At 74.0% G+C, this 14,779-nt stretch carries 12 protein-coding genes; 3 read left to right on the top strand and 9 right to left on the bottom strand.

Going from position 1 to position 14,779, the window contains the following annotated elements:
* Window positions 1–11 precede the first annotated feature (11 nt).
* Entirely contained in the window at window positions 12–1,541 is a 1,530-nt protein-coding gene (locus ACDF64_RS03440; protein WP_394553420.1) for a PLP-dependent aminotransferase family protein, read from the bottom strand.
* A gap of 128 nt (window positions 1,542–1,669) precedes the next feature.
* Here ACDF64_RS03440 and ACDF64_RS03435 point away from each other — a divergent pair, with 128 nt between their 5' ends.
* Entirely contained in the window at window positions 1,670–2,677 is a 1,008-nt protein-coding gene (locus tag ACDF64_RS03435; RefSeq protein WP_394553419.1) for an aldo/keto reductase, read from the top strand.
* Window positions 2,678–2,716: 39 nt separating this feature from the next.
* Here the strand turns inward: ACDF64_RS03435 and ACDF64_RS03430 are convergent, their stop codons facing one another.
* From ACDF64_RS03430 to ACDF64_RS03420, 3 genes are all read right to left on the bottom strand, one after another.
* Window positions 2,717–3,514, bottom strand: coding sequence for an HAD-IIA family hydrolase (locus ACDF64_RS03430; RefSeq protein ID WP_394553418.1), 798 nt, complete (start codon window positions 3,512–3,514; stop codon window positions 2,717–2,719).
* A gap of 30 nt (window positions 3,515–3,544) precedes the next feature.
* Window positions 3,545–4,537 carry a RimK family alpha-L-glutamate ligase gene (locus ACDF64_RS03425; RefSeq protein WP_394553417.1) on the bottom strand — a complete coding sequence of 331 codons (993 nt, stop codon included), beginning with the start codon at window positions 4,535–4,537 and terminating at the stop codon, window positions 3,545–3,547.
* A gap of 292 nt (window positions 4,538–4,829) precedes the next feature.
* Window positions 4,830–5,492, bottom strand: a complete 663-nt coding sequence (locus ACDF64_RS03420; protein WP_394553415.1) for a metal-dependent transcriptional regulator — start codon at window positions 5,490–5,492, stop codon at window positions 4,830–4,832.
* A gap of 187 nt (window positions 5,493–5,679) precedes the next feature.
* On the opposite strand from ACDF64_RS03420, the gene ACDF64_RS03415 reads away from it, so the two are divergent.
* A complete protein-coding gene (locus tag ACDF64_RS03415; protein WP_394553414.1) occupies window positions 5,680–8,262 on the top strand; it encodes a rhamnogalacturonan lyase in 2,583 nt (860 codons plus the stop codon).
* A gap of 138 nt (window positions 8,263–8,400) precedes the next feature.
* Here the strand turns inward: ACDF64_RS03415 and ACDF64_RS03410 are convergent, their stop codons facing one another.
* The gene (locus ACDF64_RS03410) at window positions 8,401–9,840 is read right to left on the bottom strand and encodes an Nramp family divalent metal transporter (RefSeq protein WP_394553413.1); all 1,440 of its coding nucleotides are present in this window, start codon (window positions 9,838–9,840) and stop codon (window positions 8,401–8,403) included.
* Window positions 9,841–10,031: 191 nt separating this feature from the next.
* Here ACDF64_RS03410 and ACDF64_RS03405 point away from each other — a divergent pair, with 191 nt between their 5' ends.
* Entirely contained in the window at window positions 10,032–10,697 is a 666-nt protein-coding gene (locus tag ACDF64_RS03405) for a TrmH family RNA methyltransferase (protein WP_394553412.1), read from the top strand.
* A gap of 22 nt (window positions 10,698–10,719) precedes the next feature.
* Here the strand turns inward: ACDF64_RS03405 and idi are convergent, their stop codons facing one another.
* Genes idi through ACDF64_RS03385 form a run of 4 tightly spaced genes read right to left on the bottom strand, consistent with a single transcriptional unit; the run spans window position 10,720 to window position 14,778 of the window.
* Window positions 10,720–11,268, bottom strand: coding sequence for an isopentenyl-diphosphate Delta-isomerase (idi, locus tag ACDF64_RS03400; RefSeq protein ID WP_394553411.1), 549 nt, complete (start codon window positions 11,266–11,268; stop codon window positions 10,720–10,722).
* Complete coding sequence (locus ACDF64_RS03395) at window positions 11,265–12,668, bottom strand: alkaline phosphatase family protein (protein WP_394553410.1); 1,404 nt, start codon at window positions 12,666–12,668, stop codon at window positions 11,265–11,267. The genes idi and ACDF64_RS03395 overlap by 4 nt, the downstream gene beginning before the upstream one ends.
* A complete protein-coding gene (gene eboE, locus ACDF64_RS03390) occupies window positions 12,665–13,873 on the bottom strand; it encodes a metabolite traffic protein EboE (RefSeq protein ID WP_394553409.1) in 1,209 nt (402 codons plus the stop codon). Before eboE ends, ACDF64_RS03395 begins: the two co-directional genes overlap by 4 nt.
* Window positions 13,873–14,778 carry a TatD family hydrolase gene (locus tag ACDF64_RS03385; RefSeq protein ID WP_394553408.1) on the bottom strand — a complete coding sequence of 302 codons (906 nt, stop codon included), beginning with the start codon at window positions 14,776–14,778 and terminating at the stop codon, window positions 13,873–13,875. Before ACDF64_RS03385 ends, eboE begins: the two co-directional genes overlap by 1 nt.
* Between the last annotated feature and the right edge of the window lies 1 nt (window position 14,779).

Raw genomic sequence — 14,779 nt, 5'->3', positions numbered from 1 at the left:
CCGGTCGCCCCTCAGGGCCGGAGCTGGGGCCGGGGCTGGGGCCGTGCGTCGGCCGGCGCAGCCGCGACGGATCGGATCGCCGCGGCCAGGCGCGCGACGGCTTCGTCGACGAGCGCGTCCGACAGGTTGCCGTACCCGATGACGAGCGAGTCGGGCTGGCCGGAGCCCACCGGAGCCGTCGCCCGGTATCGGGTGAGGTCGGACACCGCGACCTCGAGTTCGGCCGCCGCGCGCCGCACGGCGCGCGCCGAGACGCCCTCGGGCAGTTCGAGCGCGGCGTGCATGCCGGCCGCGATCCCCGAGACCGCGAGGTCGGGCAACTCGCGCGCGAGCGCGTCGAGCAGCGCCGAGCGCCGGCGGCGGAACCGTCCGCGTGCGGCCCGCAGGTGCCGTTCCAGGTCGCCCGAGGCGATGAACTGCCAGAGCGCGAGCTGGTCGAGCACCGACGGGCGGGAACGGTCGGGGAGCGGGATCCGGCGTCGGATGGACTCCGGCATGACCGTCCACCCGAGCCCCAGCGCCGGCGCCACGGACTTCGACAGCGACCCGACGAGCACGACCCGGTCGGGCGCGAGGCCCTGCAGGGCGGCGATCGGACGGCGGTCGTAACGGAACTCCGCGTCGTAGTCGTCCTCGACGAGCACGCCGTCGACCTCGTGCGCCCACCGCACGATCGCATCGCGACGCGTAGGTGAGAGCGCGGCGCCGAGCGGGAACTGGTGGGCGGGCGTCACGAGCGCGGCGCGCGCGCCGGTCCGCGCGGATGCCGCGACGAGGCGTTCGACGTCGACGCCCTCGTCGTCGACCGGGACCGGCACGGGCGTGAGGCCGGCGGAGGCGGCGAGGTCGCGGAGCCGGCCCCAGCTCGGGTCCTCGACGAGCAGGCTGCGGTGCCCGGCCGCGCGCAGCCCGGCGACGATGGCCGCCATGCCGTCGGTCGCCCCATGGGTGATCACGACGTCGTCGGGCGAGATCACGGCTCGCCGCGATCGGGCGAGGTACCCGGCCACCGCGGTCCGCGCGAGCGGGTGCCCGAGCGGGTCGAGCACGATGAGCTCGGCGTCGGGCGCGCGGTCGAGCGCGCGCCGGAGTGCGTCGACCCATCGTGCGCGCGGCGCGTGGCGGAGGTCGGGGATGCCGGGCCCGAGGTCGAACCTCGGGCGGCGGTACTCGGCGCGGAGCGGGGGTGCTGCGTCGTCGGGGTCGGTTGGGGTCGCCCGGGTCGCGCCGGACGGGCCGCCCGGCCGGTGCCCCGCATGCGCGGCCACCCTCGTGCCCGATCCGACGACGGCTTCGAGGAATCCCTCGGCGACCAGTTGCCCGTAGGCCTCGGTGACGACCCACCGGGAGACGCCGAGGGTCTCGGCCAGCAGCCGGCTCGGCGGCAGCGCGGAGCCCGGCGGCACGAGACCCTGGTGCACGGCGTCGCGGATGCTCCGCTCGAGGCGGTCGCGGAGCGGGTCGGGCCCGTCGCCGAGGGGCAGGAGCGTCTCCCACGCGAGCGCCGCTCCGCCGCGCCGTTCGTCGCCCGCACGCGGCATCCGCTCGCCCCTCCCCGCTGAATTGGTCTGGCCAGATCGCGTTCGATTGGAGTGTATGCCCGAACCGATCCGCCCGTAGCGTCGAACCCGACGGGCGCCGCAGGCGTCACGGTACACGGAGGAGACCCATGCGCTACCGCACCATCGGCGACGGCCGAACCGCCTTCGACGTCTCGACGATCTGCCTCGGCACGATGTGGATGGGCACGAGGATCGACGAGGCGACCTCGTTCGCGATCCTCGACCGGTTCGTCGAGGCCGGCGGCACGTTCATCGACACCGCGAACAACTACAACGCCTGGGGCCTCGGGTACGGCCGCGACAGCGAGGACGTGATCGGGCGGTGGCTGGCGAGCCGCGGCCGCCCGGACGGGCTCCGGATCGCGACGAAGCTCGGCGCCGCGAAGGCGGACCCCGCGCTCCCGCTCGCGAACACCGAGCCGACGAACTTCCAGGGCCTGAGCCCGGCGGTCGTCCACCGCGAGGCGCGAGAGAGCGCGAGACATCTCGGCGTCGACCGGATCGACGTGCTCTACGGCCACGTCGACGACCGGGCGACGCCGCTCGCCGAGACGGTCGGCGCCTTCGGCGACCTGCAGCGCGACGGCATCATCGGCATCAGCGGCATCTCGAACGTCGCCCTCTGGCGCCTCGTGGAGGCGCGCGAGGAGGCCATCCGCCAGGGCGTCGCGCCGTACGGCCTCGTGCAGCAGCAGTACAGCTACATCTACCCGGCGCCCCGGATCGACCTGAGCAACGTCGTGACGCCCGAGCTGCTCTCGTACGCGGCATCCACCGGGGTCGACGGCCGGCCGCCGCTCGCCGTGACCGCGTACTCGCCGCTCCACCAGGGAGCGCTCACGCGCGCCGACAAGCCGCTCTCCGCCGGCGTCGACCACCCCACCACGCACGCGCGCATCCGGCTGCTGCACGCGGTCGCGCGCGAGGCCGGAGCGACGCCGAACCAGGTCGCCCTGGCATGGATGCTCGGGCGCGAGGTGCCGGCGATCCCGGTGACCGGTCCGTCGAACGTCGCGCAGCTCGAGGAGGTGCTCGGCGCGGCCGAGCTGGACCTCGACCCCGAACTCCGGGAGCGCCTCGAGGTCGGGCCCGGCGACGTGGCGGTTGCGGCCTGACGGCCGCCGACGGCCGCGGCGGGGGCGACCCCGCCGCGGCTACGCCTCGGTCTCGACCGGGTCGGTCGCGACGAGCTCGAACACGCCGTCCACGATCTCCGAGGGGCGGAACGGGTACTTCTCGATCTCGGCCTGGTCGCTGATGCCCGTGAGCACGAGCACGGTGTGCAGGCCCGCCTCGATGCCCGCGACGATGTCGGTGTCCATGCGGTCGCCGATCATCGCGGTGTTCTCGGAGTGCGCGCCGATCTTGTTGAGCGCCGAGCGGAACATCATGGGGTTCGGCTTGCCGACGACGTAGGGCTCCTTGCCGGTCGCCTTCGTGATGAGCGCGGCGATCGCGCCGGTCGCCGGCAGCGGGCCGTCGACGCTCGGGCCGGTCGCATCCGGGTTGGTGACGATGAACCGGGCGCCGTTGCCGATCAGCCGGATCGCCTTCGTGATGGCCTCGAACGAGTAGTTGCGCGTCTCGCCGACCACGACGAAGTCGGGATCGGTCTCGGTCATGATGAAGCCCGCGTCGTGCAGCGCGGTGAGGATGCCGGCTTCGCCGATGACGAACGCCGAGCCGCCGGGGAGCTGCTGCTTCAGGAAGTCGGCGGTCGCGAGCGCGGAGGTCCAGATGCGGTCCTCGGGCACGTTCAGGCCCGAGGCGCGCAGCCGGGCCGACAGGTCGCGGGCCGTGAAGATCGAGTTGTTCGTGAGCACCAGGTAGGGCGTGCCCGCGTCCTCCCACTGCTGGAGCAGGTCGGCGGCGCCCGGCAGCGCGTGGTTCTCGTGCACGAGCACGCCGTCCATGTCGGTCAGCCAGCACTCGACCTCATCGCGTCGTCCCATGCGTCCAGCGTACGGGCCGAACGGCCGGCGTCACGCCGTGAGGACCGCCGGACCCGAGGCCCCGGCGCCGCAGCCGGACCGGTCGCGCACCGCGAGCGCGTGCGCGACGGCGTCGGTGATCGGCAGGCCGGTCCGTCGCTCGACGAAGAGCCACTCCCCGGTCGGATCCATGTCGAGGAACACGTGGCGCCCGTCGGTGCCGCGCCGCAGGTCGACCGTCGCGAGCCCCAGGCCGAGGCGCTGGACGAGTCCGACGAGCGCCGCACCGAGGCTGCCGGGGAGCTCGACCGGGCGGAGCGGGGCATCCACCGCGCCGTTCCTGGCGGCCCAGGGCGCCTCGCCCGCGGGCGTGAGGACCTCGGCGGCGAACACCCGCTCGCCGACGACCGTCACGCGCAGGTCCACGCCCTCGACGTACTCCTGGAGCAGGGTCGGCGGGCGGCGCGCGTCGCGCAGCCGGTCGAGGTCCTGCGCGCCGATGAGGTGGGTCTCGCGCACGCCGTCGCCGCGCGCGCGGAGCGACTTCGTGATGATGCCCGAGCCCTCGGCCTCGGCGGCGGCGACGAACTCGCCCGCCCGTTCGGCGTCGCGCGTGACGATGGTGCGGGGGAGGGCGAAGCCGAGCTCGGCCGCGACGGTCCACTGCAGGAGCGTCCGTCGCGAGACGACGTCGGCCGCCGGCGGGTTCAGCCAGTCGACGGCGAGCGAGGCGATCACGCCGTCGACCACGGCGCGCGACTCGCGGCGCGCGGCCGCCTCGGACGAGGACAGGGCGACCCGGAGCGAGGTCGCGCCGGTCGCCGGGCGCCACCAGCCGGTGCCCGCGCGCGTGAGGTCCACGTCGCCGTCGGCGAGGCGGAGCGTGAGCACGGGGTGGTGGCCGCCGCCGAACGAGAGCTCGAGCGACGAGCTGTCGCCGAGGTCCGCGGTGTCGAGTTGCACCACGCGGCGGCCGAGTTCGTCGAGTCGTCCGATCACGGCGGCCGCGTGCTCGTCAGCACGGCCGGCGATCACGAGGATCACGCGACGCTCCAGCCCCGCGAGCTGGGCTCCGGCCGATTCGTCGTCATGATGCCTCCGTTCCCCGTGCGGTGGGTCCGCCGGGTCCTGCAGCGAGGCCCGTGAGGCCGCGCACCGGGCGACGGTCGACCCGCCGCACATCGGGGCCCGTCCCCGACGCTCTTCCATGGTCGCCCGCGGAGGGTCCCGGATCATCCGGGATGTCCCTGATGCTGGTCGCCGTCCCGCGTGCGTTCCGCGGTCGCGACGGCGACCCCGCGGTCGCGACGGCCACCCCGCGGCCGGCGCGACGGGATCAGGCGGTGAGCCAGATCGCCTCGGACACGGCGCGGTCGAGCCGGAGCGGCGCCGGATCGGCGCCCGCGCGCACGATGAGCGCGTCGGCGGAGGTATCCGAGACCCGGATCGCGACGCCGGGGCCGATGCCGGCCTCATCGAGGGCGCGCAGGATCGCGGGGTCGCGGTCGCTGATGCGGATGACGCGGCCGAGGTGGCCGACGGGCGCGTCGGCGAGGAGGCGGAACGGCTCCCGCTGGATCGAGCCGTCGGCGGCGGGGATCGGGTCGCCGTGGGGGTCGTGCGACGGGCGGCCGAGGCGGGCGTCGATCGCCTCGAGCAGGCGGTCGCTCACGGCGTGCTCGAGCACCTCGGCCTCATCGTGCACCTCGTCCCACGCGTAGCCCATCTCGCGGACCAGCCAGGTCTCGATGAGCCGGTGGCGGCGCACGACGGCGAGCGCGCGGAGTCGCCCGTCGTCGGTGAGCCGGACGGCGCCGTAGGGCACGTGGGTCACGAGGCCCTGCGCGGCCATCTTCTTCACCATCTCGGTGACGCTCGACGGGGCGACGCCGAGGCGGCCCGCCAGCACCGAGGGGGTGATGGGGTCGGGCTGCCATTCGGTGTGCGCGTACACCGTCTTCAGGTAGTCCTCGATCGCGGGGCTCTGGCCGTTGGGCATCGTCGTCAGGATACCGGCGCGGTGCCGGAGCGGCCGTGGCGGGCGGTTTGAAACGTTGCATTCAGGGCTTGACCCTCCCCCATCCGGGGGACTACGGTCGATCCCGCACGGAAAGCGTTATCCCATCCGCGCGCCAGCGCGGACCGCAGGGGCCGACCGGCCCCGGACCCGACCGAAGGATTCGACGATGAACCTCCGAACCCATCCGTTCCGCGCGCTCCTGACGGCGGCCGCCGTCGGATGCCTCGTCGCCGGCGTCTCCGCGCCGGCGCAGGCCGCCGTGCCCGTCCACGCCGCCCGTGGCGGCGGAGCGTCCGCGGCCCCGCAGCTCGAGGCGCTCGACCGCGGCCTCGTCGCCGTGTCGACCAGCGAGGGCGTCTTCCTCAGCTGGCGCCTGCTCGGCACCGAGGCGACCGGTGCGACCGACACCGGCGTCGCCGGCCCCGACTTCGCGGTCTACCGCGACGGGCAGCGGCTCGGCGTCGTGACCGACAGCACGACCTGGGCCGACCCCAACGGGCAGGCGACCTCGCAGTACGCCGTCGCCCCCGTCGTGAACGGCATCGAGCTCGAGGCATCCTCGCCCGTCTCGCCGTGGGCGCAGGGCTACTACGACCTCCCGCTCCGCAAGCCCGCCGACGGCGTGACGCCCGGCGGCGTGATCTGGGGGGCCGGAGGCGAGCCCTACACCTACAGCGCGAACGACGTGTCCGTCGGCGACGTCGACGGCGACGGCCAGTACGAGTACGTCGTCAAGTGGGACCCGTCGAACTCGAAGGACGTCTCCCAGGTCGGGTACACCGGGCCCGTCTACCTCGACACGTACGAGCTCGACGGCACGCTGCTCAACCGCATCGACCTCGGCGTGAACATCCGCGCCGGCGCGCACTACACGCAGTTCCTCGTCTACGACTTCGACGGCGACGGCCGCAGCGAGACCCTGCTGAAGACCGCGCCCGGCACGAAGTCGATCCGCTACGCCGCCGACGGCACGGTCGCCGCCGAGTCGTACGTCACCATGCCCGAGGCCGACCTCGCGGCCGGCTACAGCCACGCCGACGACTACCGGCTGAGCGCCGCCGACTTCGCCGCGCACCTCGCCGACGTGTTCCAGGGCTGGTCGGACCGGCCCGAGGTGCAGTCGGGGCAGTGGCCCGCGACGCTCGAGGAGGCGTGGGGCATCCCGGTCGCGCACGAGTACCCGCTGTCGCGCGAGAGCGCGGAGGACCTCGTCGACGTGTACATCGACCAGGTCGCGCCGGCGCGCTCGACGCGGAACGCGCTGCGGAACTTCGAGGGCTTCATCGTCGACGGCCCCGAGTACCTGACCGTGTTCGACTCCGCCACGGGTGAGGAGAAGGAGACGGTCCCGTACGTGCCCGGCCGCGGCGACGACGGCCTGCTCTGGGGCGACTACGCGATGGCCCGCGTCGAGCCCGGCAACCGCGTCGACCGGTTCCTCTCGGGGGTCGCGTACCTCGACGGGCAGCACCCGTCGGCCGTGTTCGCGCGCGGCTACTACACGCGCACCACGATCGCGACCTACGACTGGGACGGCGAGCACCTCGCGCAGCGCTGGTTCGTCGACAGCGGCCACGTGCCCCTGTCGAACCCGTTCAACGACGGCCCGCACGGCCGCGACGGCACCGACCCGGTCTACGGCACGATCACCACGCAGGGCGACCACTCGCTCTCGGCGGCCGACGTCGACGGCGACGGCCGGCAGGAGATCGTCTACGGCTCGGCGACGATCGACGACGACGGCGGGCTCCTGTACAGCTCGTTCGACGTGCTGCCGCCCCAGAGCCCGGGTGCGGGCCAGGTCGTCCGGCTCGGCCACGGCGACGCGATGCACGTGACCGACATCGACCCGGTGCGCGCCGGCGTCGAGGTGTGGACCGCCCACGAGGGCGCGACCGGCGCGCCGTTCGGCTCGGCGATGCGGGATGCCGCGACCGGCGCGACCCTGTTCGGCTCGTACTCCGGGCGCGACACCGGACGCGCGATGATCGGCGACGTCCGGCCCGACGTGCCCGGCATCGAGGTGTGGGCGAGCATGCCCGACGGCACGCTCGGCTCCGGCCTGCTCAGCGCGAGCGGTCAGCCGCTCGAGTCGAAGACGCCCGGCACGAACATGTCGATCCGCTGGGCGGGCGACCTGACGACCCAGATCGTCGGCGGCGGCCTCGCGGGCACGACGCCCGTCACGCCGACCATCGACGACTGGGTGCGCGGCCGGCTCGTCACGGCGACCGGGACCGCCACGAACAACGGCACGAAGGGCAATCCGTCCCTCGTGGCGGACGTGCTCGGCGACTGGCGCGAGGAGCTCATCCTCCGGACCGCCGACTCGACGGCGCTCCGGTTCCTCGTCTCGACCGAGCCGACGACGCACAAGCTGCCGACGCTCATGCACGACATCCAGTACCGCGCCGAGACCGCGCGCCAGCAGACGACGTACAACCAGCCGGCGTACACGTCGTACTACTTCGCGAGCGACATGGACTTCTCGGCGATCCCGGTGTGGACGAGCCCCGCGACCGCGGCGAAGCCGATCTTCATCGATCCGGCGCTCGCGCTGCTCGACTTCGTCGTGATCCCCTACGACCGGGAGTTCGACTACTACCTCGACGGCGAGCGGGTCGCGTTCGGCCTGCACCGGCCGGCGAAGGGCGCGAGCGTGACCGTGACGGCGGTGCCGAAGGCGGGCTTCTCGATCGCCGACGGCACGACGAGCACCTGGACGCACGCCTTCAGCGCCCGCCGATAGACCGGTCGCGGCATCCTCGCCTCGCGCGTCCGGCGCGCGGGTCGAGTGGATGCCCCGGCCACCCGACGACCGTCCCCGATCGCCTTCCGTGCGGCGATCGGGGACGGTCTCCTCCTGTGGGCTGGAACCTCCCGCGGCCTACGCGCCCGTGAACACCAGCCAGAGCAGCACGCCGTTCAGCGTGATGAGGAACGCCGACGACGCGATGCCCGCCGCGGTCGTCGCCCAGTGGTTCCGCCACTTCCCGAGCACGCCCGCCTTCGCCGTGACCACGACGAGCGGGATGAGGGCGAACGGGATCCCGAAGCTGAGCACGACCTGGCTGAGCACGAGCGAGAGGGTCGGGTCGAAGCCGGCGCCGAGGATCGCGAGCGCCGGAACGAGCGTGATCAGCCGGCGGGCGAGGAGCGGCATCCGGACGTGCAGCAGCCCGTGCATGATCTCGGCGCCCGCATAGGCGCCGACCGACGTCGATGCGAGCCCCGAGGCGAGGAGGCCGACCGCGAACAGGGTCGCGATGACCGGGCCGAGCGTCACGCCGATCGCCGCGTACGCGCCTTCGAGGCTGTCGGTGCCCTCGACGCCGGCGAGGTTCACGGCGGCGAGCAGCAGGATGCAGAGGTTCACGGTTCCAGCGATGGCCATCGCGACCGTCACGTCGACCCGGGTGGCGCGGACCAGCACGGCGGTCGGGAGGCCGAGGGTGCTGCCGCGGCGGGTGCGGGGGGCGTCCGTTCGCGCGGCGGCCGGGGCATCCGGCGAGGGCTCGGCCGGGGCATCCGGTGACGGCTCGGCCGGGGCATCCACCCGCTCGTCGGTCGCGGCGCGCCCGCCGACCGGGCGTCCCGAGAACCGGTCGCGCGCGAGCGCGGAGTGCGCGTAGATCGCGTGCGGCATGATCGTCGCGCCGAGGATCGAGGCCGCGAGGAGCACCGATCCCGCGTCCTCGAATCGGGGCACGAGCCCGGCGGCGAATGCGGCCGGGTCGGGCGGTGCGACGAAGACGCCGACGCTGAACCCGATCGCGATGATCACGAGCAGGCCCATGATCACGAACTCGAACGGCCGCGCACCGCGTCGCTGCTGCAGCACGAGGAGGGCGATCGACACCGCTCCGGTGATGAGCCCGCCCCAGATGAGCGGGACGCCGAAGAGGAGGTTGAGCGCGACCGCGCCGCCGATCACCTCGGCGAGGTCCGTCGCCATCGCGACGAGCTCGGCCTGCAGCCAGTAGGCGCGGCGCCCCCAGCGGTTGCGGATCCGCTCGCCGAGGACCTCGGGCAGGCTCCGGCCGGTGACGACGCCGAGCTTCGCCGACAGGTACTGGATGAGCCACGCCATGACGTTGCCGATCACCACGACCCAGACGAGCAGGTAGCCGTATCGGGCGCCCGCGGTCATGTTGCTCGCGACGTTGCCGGGGTCGAGGTAGGCGACGCCGGCCACGAGCGCGGGGCCGAGCAGCCACGCGACGCGCGGGACGGAGGTCCGCGTGGTGCCCGGTGTCGTCGTGCCCGGCGTCGTCGTGCCCGGTCGCGTCGGGGTGCTCCGCTGCTCGCCCTCGAGAGTTTTCGGCATGCCGAAATCATAGGGGGTTTTCGGTGCGCCGAAAAGTCCCCCGCGGGACGTCGCGCGGACGCATCCGGTCGGTTCGGCGGGCCGAGAACGACTATTCGCGTCCGCGCGCTGCGCGCGGCACGCTGGCGATGTCCGCGCGCTGCGCGCCCGGGGATGCCCGCGCGCTGCGCGCCCGAGGATACGGTGGGTGCGTGGATGCCCCGGACCCCGACGAGCGCTCGCTGGAACCCGACGAGCCCCTGCTCCCCGGGCACGGCGTCGGCCCGTGGGCGGGCGGCGAGGCCGAGTGGCCCGACGATCCGCGCTACGACCCCGAACTCCTGCGCGACGGCGACCGCCGGAACGTCGTCGACCGCTACCGCTACTGGCGGATGGAGGCGATCGTCGCCGACCTCGACGAGCACCGGCACGCGTTCCACGTCGCGATCGAGAACTGGCAGCACGACATGAACATCGGCTCGATCGTGCGCAGCGCGAACGCGTTCGCCGCCGACACCGTCCACATCATCGGCCGGCGCCGCTGGAACAAGCGCGGCGCGATGGTCACCGACCGCTACCAGCACCTCGAGTACCACGAGGACGTCGCATCCTTCGCGGCGTGGGCGCACGGGGCATCCCTCCCCGTCATCGCCGTCGACAACGTGCCCGGCGCGGTGCCGATCGAGGCGTTCGCGTGGCCCGAGCGCTGCGTGCTGCTGTTCGGGCAGGAGGGCCCCGGGCTCTCGGCCGAGGCGCAGTCCGCGGCCGACGCGGTCGTCGAGATCACCCAGTACGGCTCGACCAGGTCGCTGAACGCGAGCGCGGCCGCCGCGATCGCCATGCACTCCTGGGTCCTGAGCCACGCCGAACGCGGCTGACCCGCGAGGCGGCGCGCCCCGGTCAGGCCGCGAACACCCCGAGCCGGCGGAACTCGGCCGCCTGGAGCACGCTCCACGGGCTGAGCACGAACGGCGTGCGCTCGGCCGTCGCGAGGAAGTCGGCCGGCCGTGTCCACGCCGTCGCCAGCACCTCGTCGGGGTCCGGCCGCAGCGCGTCGGGCAGTTCGGCGAAGTACACCGGGCACACCTCGTGCTCGACCATCCCGCTCGCGTCGACCGCGCGATAGCGGAAGTCGGGCAGCACGAGGCGGAGGTCTCGCGGTTCGACGCCGAGCTCGGTGCGCACGCGCCGGACCACCGCGGCCGCGGGATCCTCGCCCGGCAGCGGGTGCCCGCAGCACGCGTTCGTCCAGACGCCGGGCCAGGTGCGCTTCGCGAGGGCGCGCCTGGTCAGGAGCATCCGCCCGTCGCGGTCGAAGGCGTAGCACGAGAACGCGAGGTGCAGCGGGGTGTCGGTCCCGTGGACGAGCGCCTTGTCGAACGTGCCGATCGCGGTGCCGTCGTCGTCGACGAGCACGACCTCCTCGACCGAGGCGACGGCCCCGCTCACGACGCCGTCGCCGGTGCGGGGACGCCCGCCGCCTCGAGCACGAGGTCGCGGACCCGGGCCGCGGGCACGAGATCCCGCGCGTCGTCCCAGAAGGGCAGGGTCGCGTCCGAGCAGATCAGCAGCGGGGTGTCGGCGCTCGACTCGGGGAGGCGCCCGTGCGTGCCGCGCACGTGCGTCGGGTCGAGCGGGACGACGTCCATCGCGTAGCGCAGGCCGAGCTTCTTGCGCACGAGGCCGAACCCGGCCCGGAGCTTCGCGAACGGGTCGGCCGGGTCGAAGAACAGCTCGGCCGGGTCGTAGCCGGGCTTCTTGTGGATCTCGACGCCGCGCGCGAAGTCCGGTGCCCGGTCGTCGTCGAGCCAGTAGTAGTAGGTGAACCAGGCGCCGGGCTCCGCGACCACGACGAGCTCGCCCGACCGCGGGTGGTCGAGCCCGTATCGAGCCTGCTCGGCACGATCGAGCACCTCGTCGACGCCGTCGAGGTCGCGGAGCACCGCGCGCACGCGGGCGACGTCGGACGGGTCGGCGACGTACACGTGCGCGACCTGGTGGTCGGCCACGGCGAACGCCCGCGACGCCAGGGGGTCGAGGAGCTCGCGGCCCTGCTGGACCTGCACCTCGAGCAGCCCGGCGCGCCGCAGCGCGCGGTTCACGTCGACCGGTCGGTCGGCGCGCGCGATGCCGTACTCCGCGACGGCGACGACGGTCGCGCCCGCGGCCGTCGCGTCGTCGAGCAGCGGCGCGAGCACGGCGTCGAGCTCCGCCGCCGCCCGGTCGGCCTCGGCGGAGTCGGGCCCGAAGCGCTGCAGGTCGTAGTCGAGGTGCGGCAGGTACGCCATGACCAGGTCGGAGGATTCCTCGCGCAGGACCGATCGCGTCGCCTCGGCGATCCACCGGCTCGACTCGATCGACGCCGTCGGCCCCCAGTACCTGAACAGGGGGAAGTCGCCGAGCTCGCCGGTCAACCGATCGTGGATCGCGGGCGGCCGCGAGTAGAAGTCCGGCGACTTGCGCCCGTCGGCGTGGTAGACGGGCCGCGGGGTGACCGTGACGTCGGTGCTCGCGCCCATCGCGTACCACCAGCACACGTTCGCGGTCGTGAAGCCGGGCGAGTGCCGCCTGGCCGTCTCCCACACCTTCTCGCCCTCGACGAGCGCGTTGTGCTGGCGCCAGAGGTTGACCTCGCCGATGTCGCGGTGGAACCAGCCGTTGCCGACGATGCCGTGCTGCGCGGGCGCGAGCCCCGTGAGCATGGTCGACTGCACCGAGCAGGTGACCGCGGGCAGCACCGTGCCGAGCTGCGAGGTCGCCCCGGCCGCCGCCAGCGCACGCAGTCGCGGCATGTGCGCGAGCGCGGTGGCGGTGAGCCCGACGACGTCGAGCAGCAGGACGCGGGTCACGAGGCCACCGCCTCGACCGCGGAGGCGGAGGCGGAGGCGGGGGCGGAGACGGGTGCGCCCCCGCCGTCCTCCGCGTCGCCGAGGAGGACCCCGGCCGCCCAGCGGAGCTCGGCGGCGATGCCCTTCGCGAGGTCGTCGACGCCGCCCGGCAGGACCGCCCAGGTGTAGGTCTCGACGTCGAGGTGGGCCGTGTCCCCGTCGGGGAGCTCGCGCACGGCGGCGACCGCACGACGCAGGACGTCGGTGGTCGATGCCAGCGGCGCCGCCGGCGCGAGGTGGAGCGGCACGTGGAAGTGGACGCGCCACGGGGCGTCGTCGGGCAGTCCGTCGAGGGCCTCCGGGAGATCGTCCGCCGCGACGACCCCCGCCGCCGTCGCGGCTCGCGTCTGGTGCAGGTACCGGGGCTCGGCGAACTCGCGGAGCGCGGCGCGCGCGTCGGGGTCGGCGGGGGACTCGACGTGCAGCGCGGCCGACGCCTGGATCTTCGGGATCCGGATGCCCGCCGCCCCGACCGCGCGGACGGCCGCCTCCGGGTCCGCGAACGAGACCGCGAGGTGGCACGCGTCGAGGCAGATGCCGACGAACTCGCCGTCGATCCGACCGGGCTCGGCGGCGCCGTCCCGGGACAGGCGCGGCGCGAGCCACGCGACGACGTCCGCGACGGTGTCGAGCACGCAGCCGGGCTCGGGCTCGATCGCGAGCCGGATCGTGCGCCCGGTGCGTCCGCGGAGTTCGCGCAGGCCGGCCGACACGATCGCGAGGACCGCCTCGGCGCGCTCGTCGTCGTCGGTCGTCCACGGCGTCCGCCACGCGAGCGGGAGCGTCGAGATGCTGCCGTCCGCGCCCTCGGGCAGGAGGTCGGCGAGCACGCTCGCGCAGTCGAGCGTGTACTCGGCCCGCCGGAGGTCGGTCCAGTCGGGCCGGTAGACGTCGAGCTTCACGACCTCGGCGTGGAACGCGGTGTACGGGAAGGCGTTGATCGTGCGGACCTCGAGGCCGTCGACCGCGAGGCCCGCGCGGAGCCGCTCGCGGGCCGAGTCGTCGGTCGCCAGCTGCCGGGCGAGCGGCGCGGGCAGCCAGAGCCCGACGCCGAGGCGGTCGAGCCCGGCCGCGCGGCGGGCGGGCCCCGCGTACCGGGCGAGCTGGTCGAGCACCCCGTCGAGGTCCTCGGCGGGGTGCACGTTCGTGCAGTAGGAGAGGTCCATCAGGCCGGCACCCCCCGCAGCACCGAGTTGCCCTCGAACGTCGTGCCCGGGATCGGCGCGGGCACGACGCGAGCCTCGGCCGGGGCATCCGCGCCCTCGAAGCCGGGCACCGGGTCGAGGTTGAGCCGCCCGCTCCGCCCGTAGAACGCGACGGGGTTGCGCCACAGCACGGTGTCGACGTCGTCGGCCGTGAACCCGGCCGCGAGCATCGCGTGCGCGGTCGCGAGCGTCTTCAACGGGTCGGAGTGGCCCCAGTCGGCGGCGCTGTTCGCGAGGATCCGGTCCGTTCCGTACTCGCCCAGGATCGCGACGAACCGGTGCTCGTCCATCTTCGTGTCGGGATAGATCGAGAAGCCCATCCAGCAGCCGCTGTCGGCGACGTCGGCGACCGTCGTCTCGTTCAGGTGGTCGACGACGACGAGTTCGGGCGCGACGCCCGACTCGCGCACGACGTCGAGCGTGCGGCGGGTGCCCGACGCCTTGTCGCGGTGCGGGGTGTGCACGAGCACCGGCAGGGCGAACCGCTTCGCGAGCTCGAGCTGGACCTGGAACACCTCCTCCTCCGCCTCGGTCATCGAGTCGTAGCCCGTCTCGCCGACGGCGACGACGCCGTCCTTGCCGAGGTACCGGGGGAGCACGTCGAGCACCTCGCGGCACCGCGGGTCGTTCGCCTCCTTCGGGTTCAGGCCGATCGTGGCGTGGTGGCGGATCCCGTACTGGGCGGCGCGGAACCGCTCCCAGCCGATCAGCGCGTCGAAGTAGTCGGTGAAGCTCCCGACGTTCGTCCGCGGCTGGCCGAGCCAGAACGACGGCTCGACGAGCGCGCGCACGCCCGCGGCGTACAAGTCGCGGTAGTCGTCCGTGGTGCGCGAGGTCATGTGGATGTGCGGGTCGAAGATGCGCATG

The organism is Agromyces sp. MMS24-JH15 (assembly GCF_043518605.1).
Lineage (GTDB): Bacteria > Actinomycetota > Actinomycetes > Actinomycetales > Microbacteriaceae > Agromyces.
Note: the sequence above shows the minus strand (reverse complement) of the source record. Positions and strands in the feature narration are given on the sequence as shown.

What these genes read in the sequence shown, in the direction of transcription:
- ACDF64_RS03410 (WP_394553413.1), bottom strand. Translation starts at nt 9,840, where the DNA reads ATGCCGAAAACTCTCGAGGGCGAGCAGCGGAGCACCCCGACGCGACCG.
- eboE (WP_394553409.1), bottom strand. Translation starts at nt 13,873, where the DNA reads ATGGACCTCTCCTACTGCACGAACGTGCACCCCGCCGAGGACCTCGAC.
- ACDF64_RS03440 (WP_394553420.1), bottom strand. Translation starts at nt 1,541, where the DNA reads ATGCCGCGTGCGGGCGACGAACGGCGCGGCGGAGCGGCGCTCGCGTGG.
- ACDF64_RS03420 (WP_394553415.1), bottom strand. Translation starts at nt 5,492, where the DNA reads ATGCCCAACGGCCAGAGCCCCGCGATCGAGGACTACCTGAAGACGGTG.
- ACDF64_RS03435 (WP_394553419.1), top strand. Translation starts at nt 1,670, where the DNA reads ATGCGCTACCGCACCATCGGCGACGGCCGAACCGCCTTCGACGTCTCG.
- ACDF64_RS03385 (WP_394553408.1), bottom strand. Translation starts at nt 14,778, where the DNA reads ATGCGCATCTTCGACCCGCACATCCACATGACCTCGCGCACCACGGAC.
- ACDF64_RS03430 (WP_394553418.1), bottom strand. Translation starts at nt 3,514, where the DNA reads ATGGGACGACGCGATGAGGTCGAGTGCTGGCTGACCGACATGGACGGC.
- ACDF64_RS03415 (WP_394553414.1), top strand. Translation starts at nt 5,680, where the DNA reads ATGAACCTCCGAACCCATCCGTTCCGCGCGCTCCTGACGGCGGCCGCC.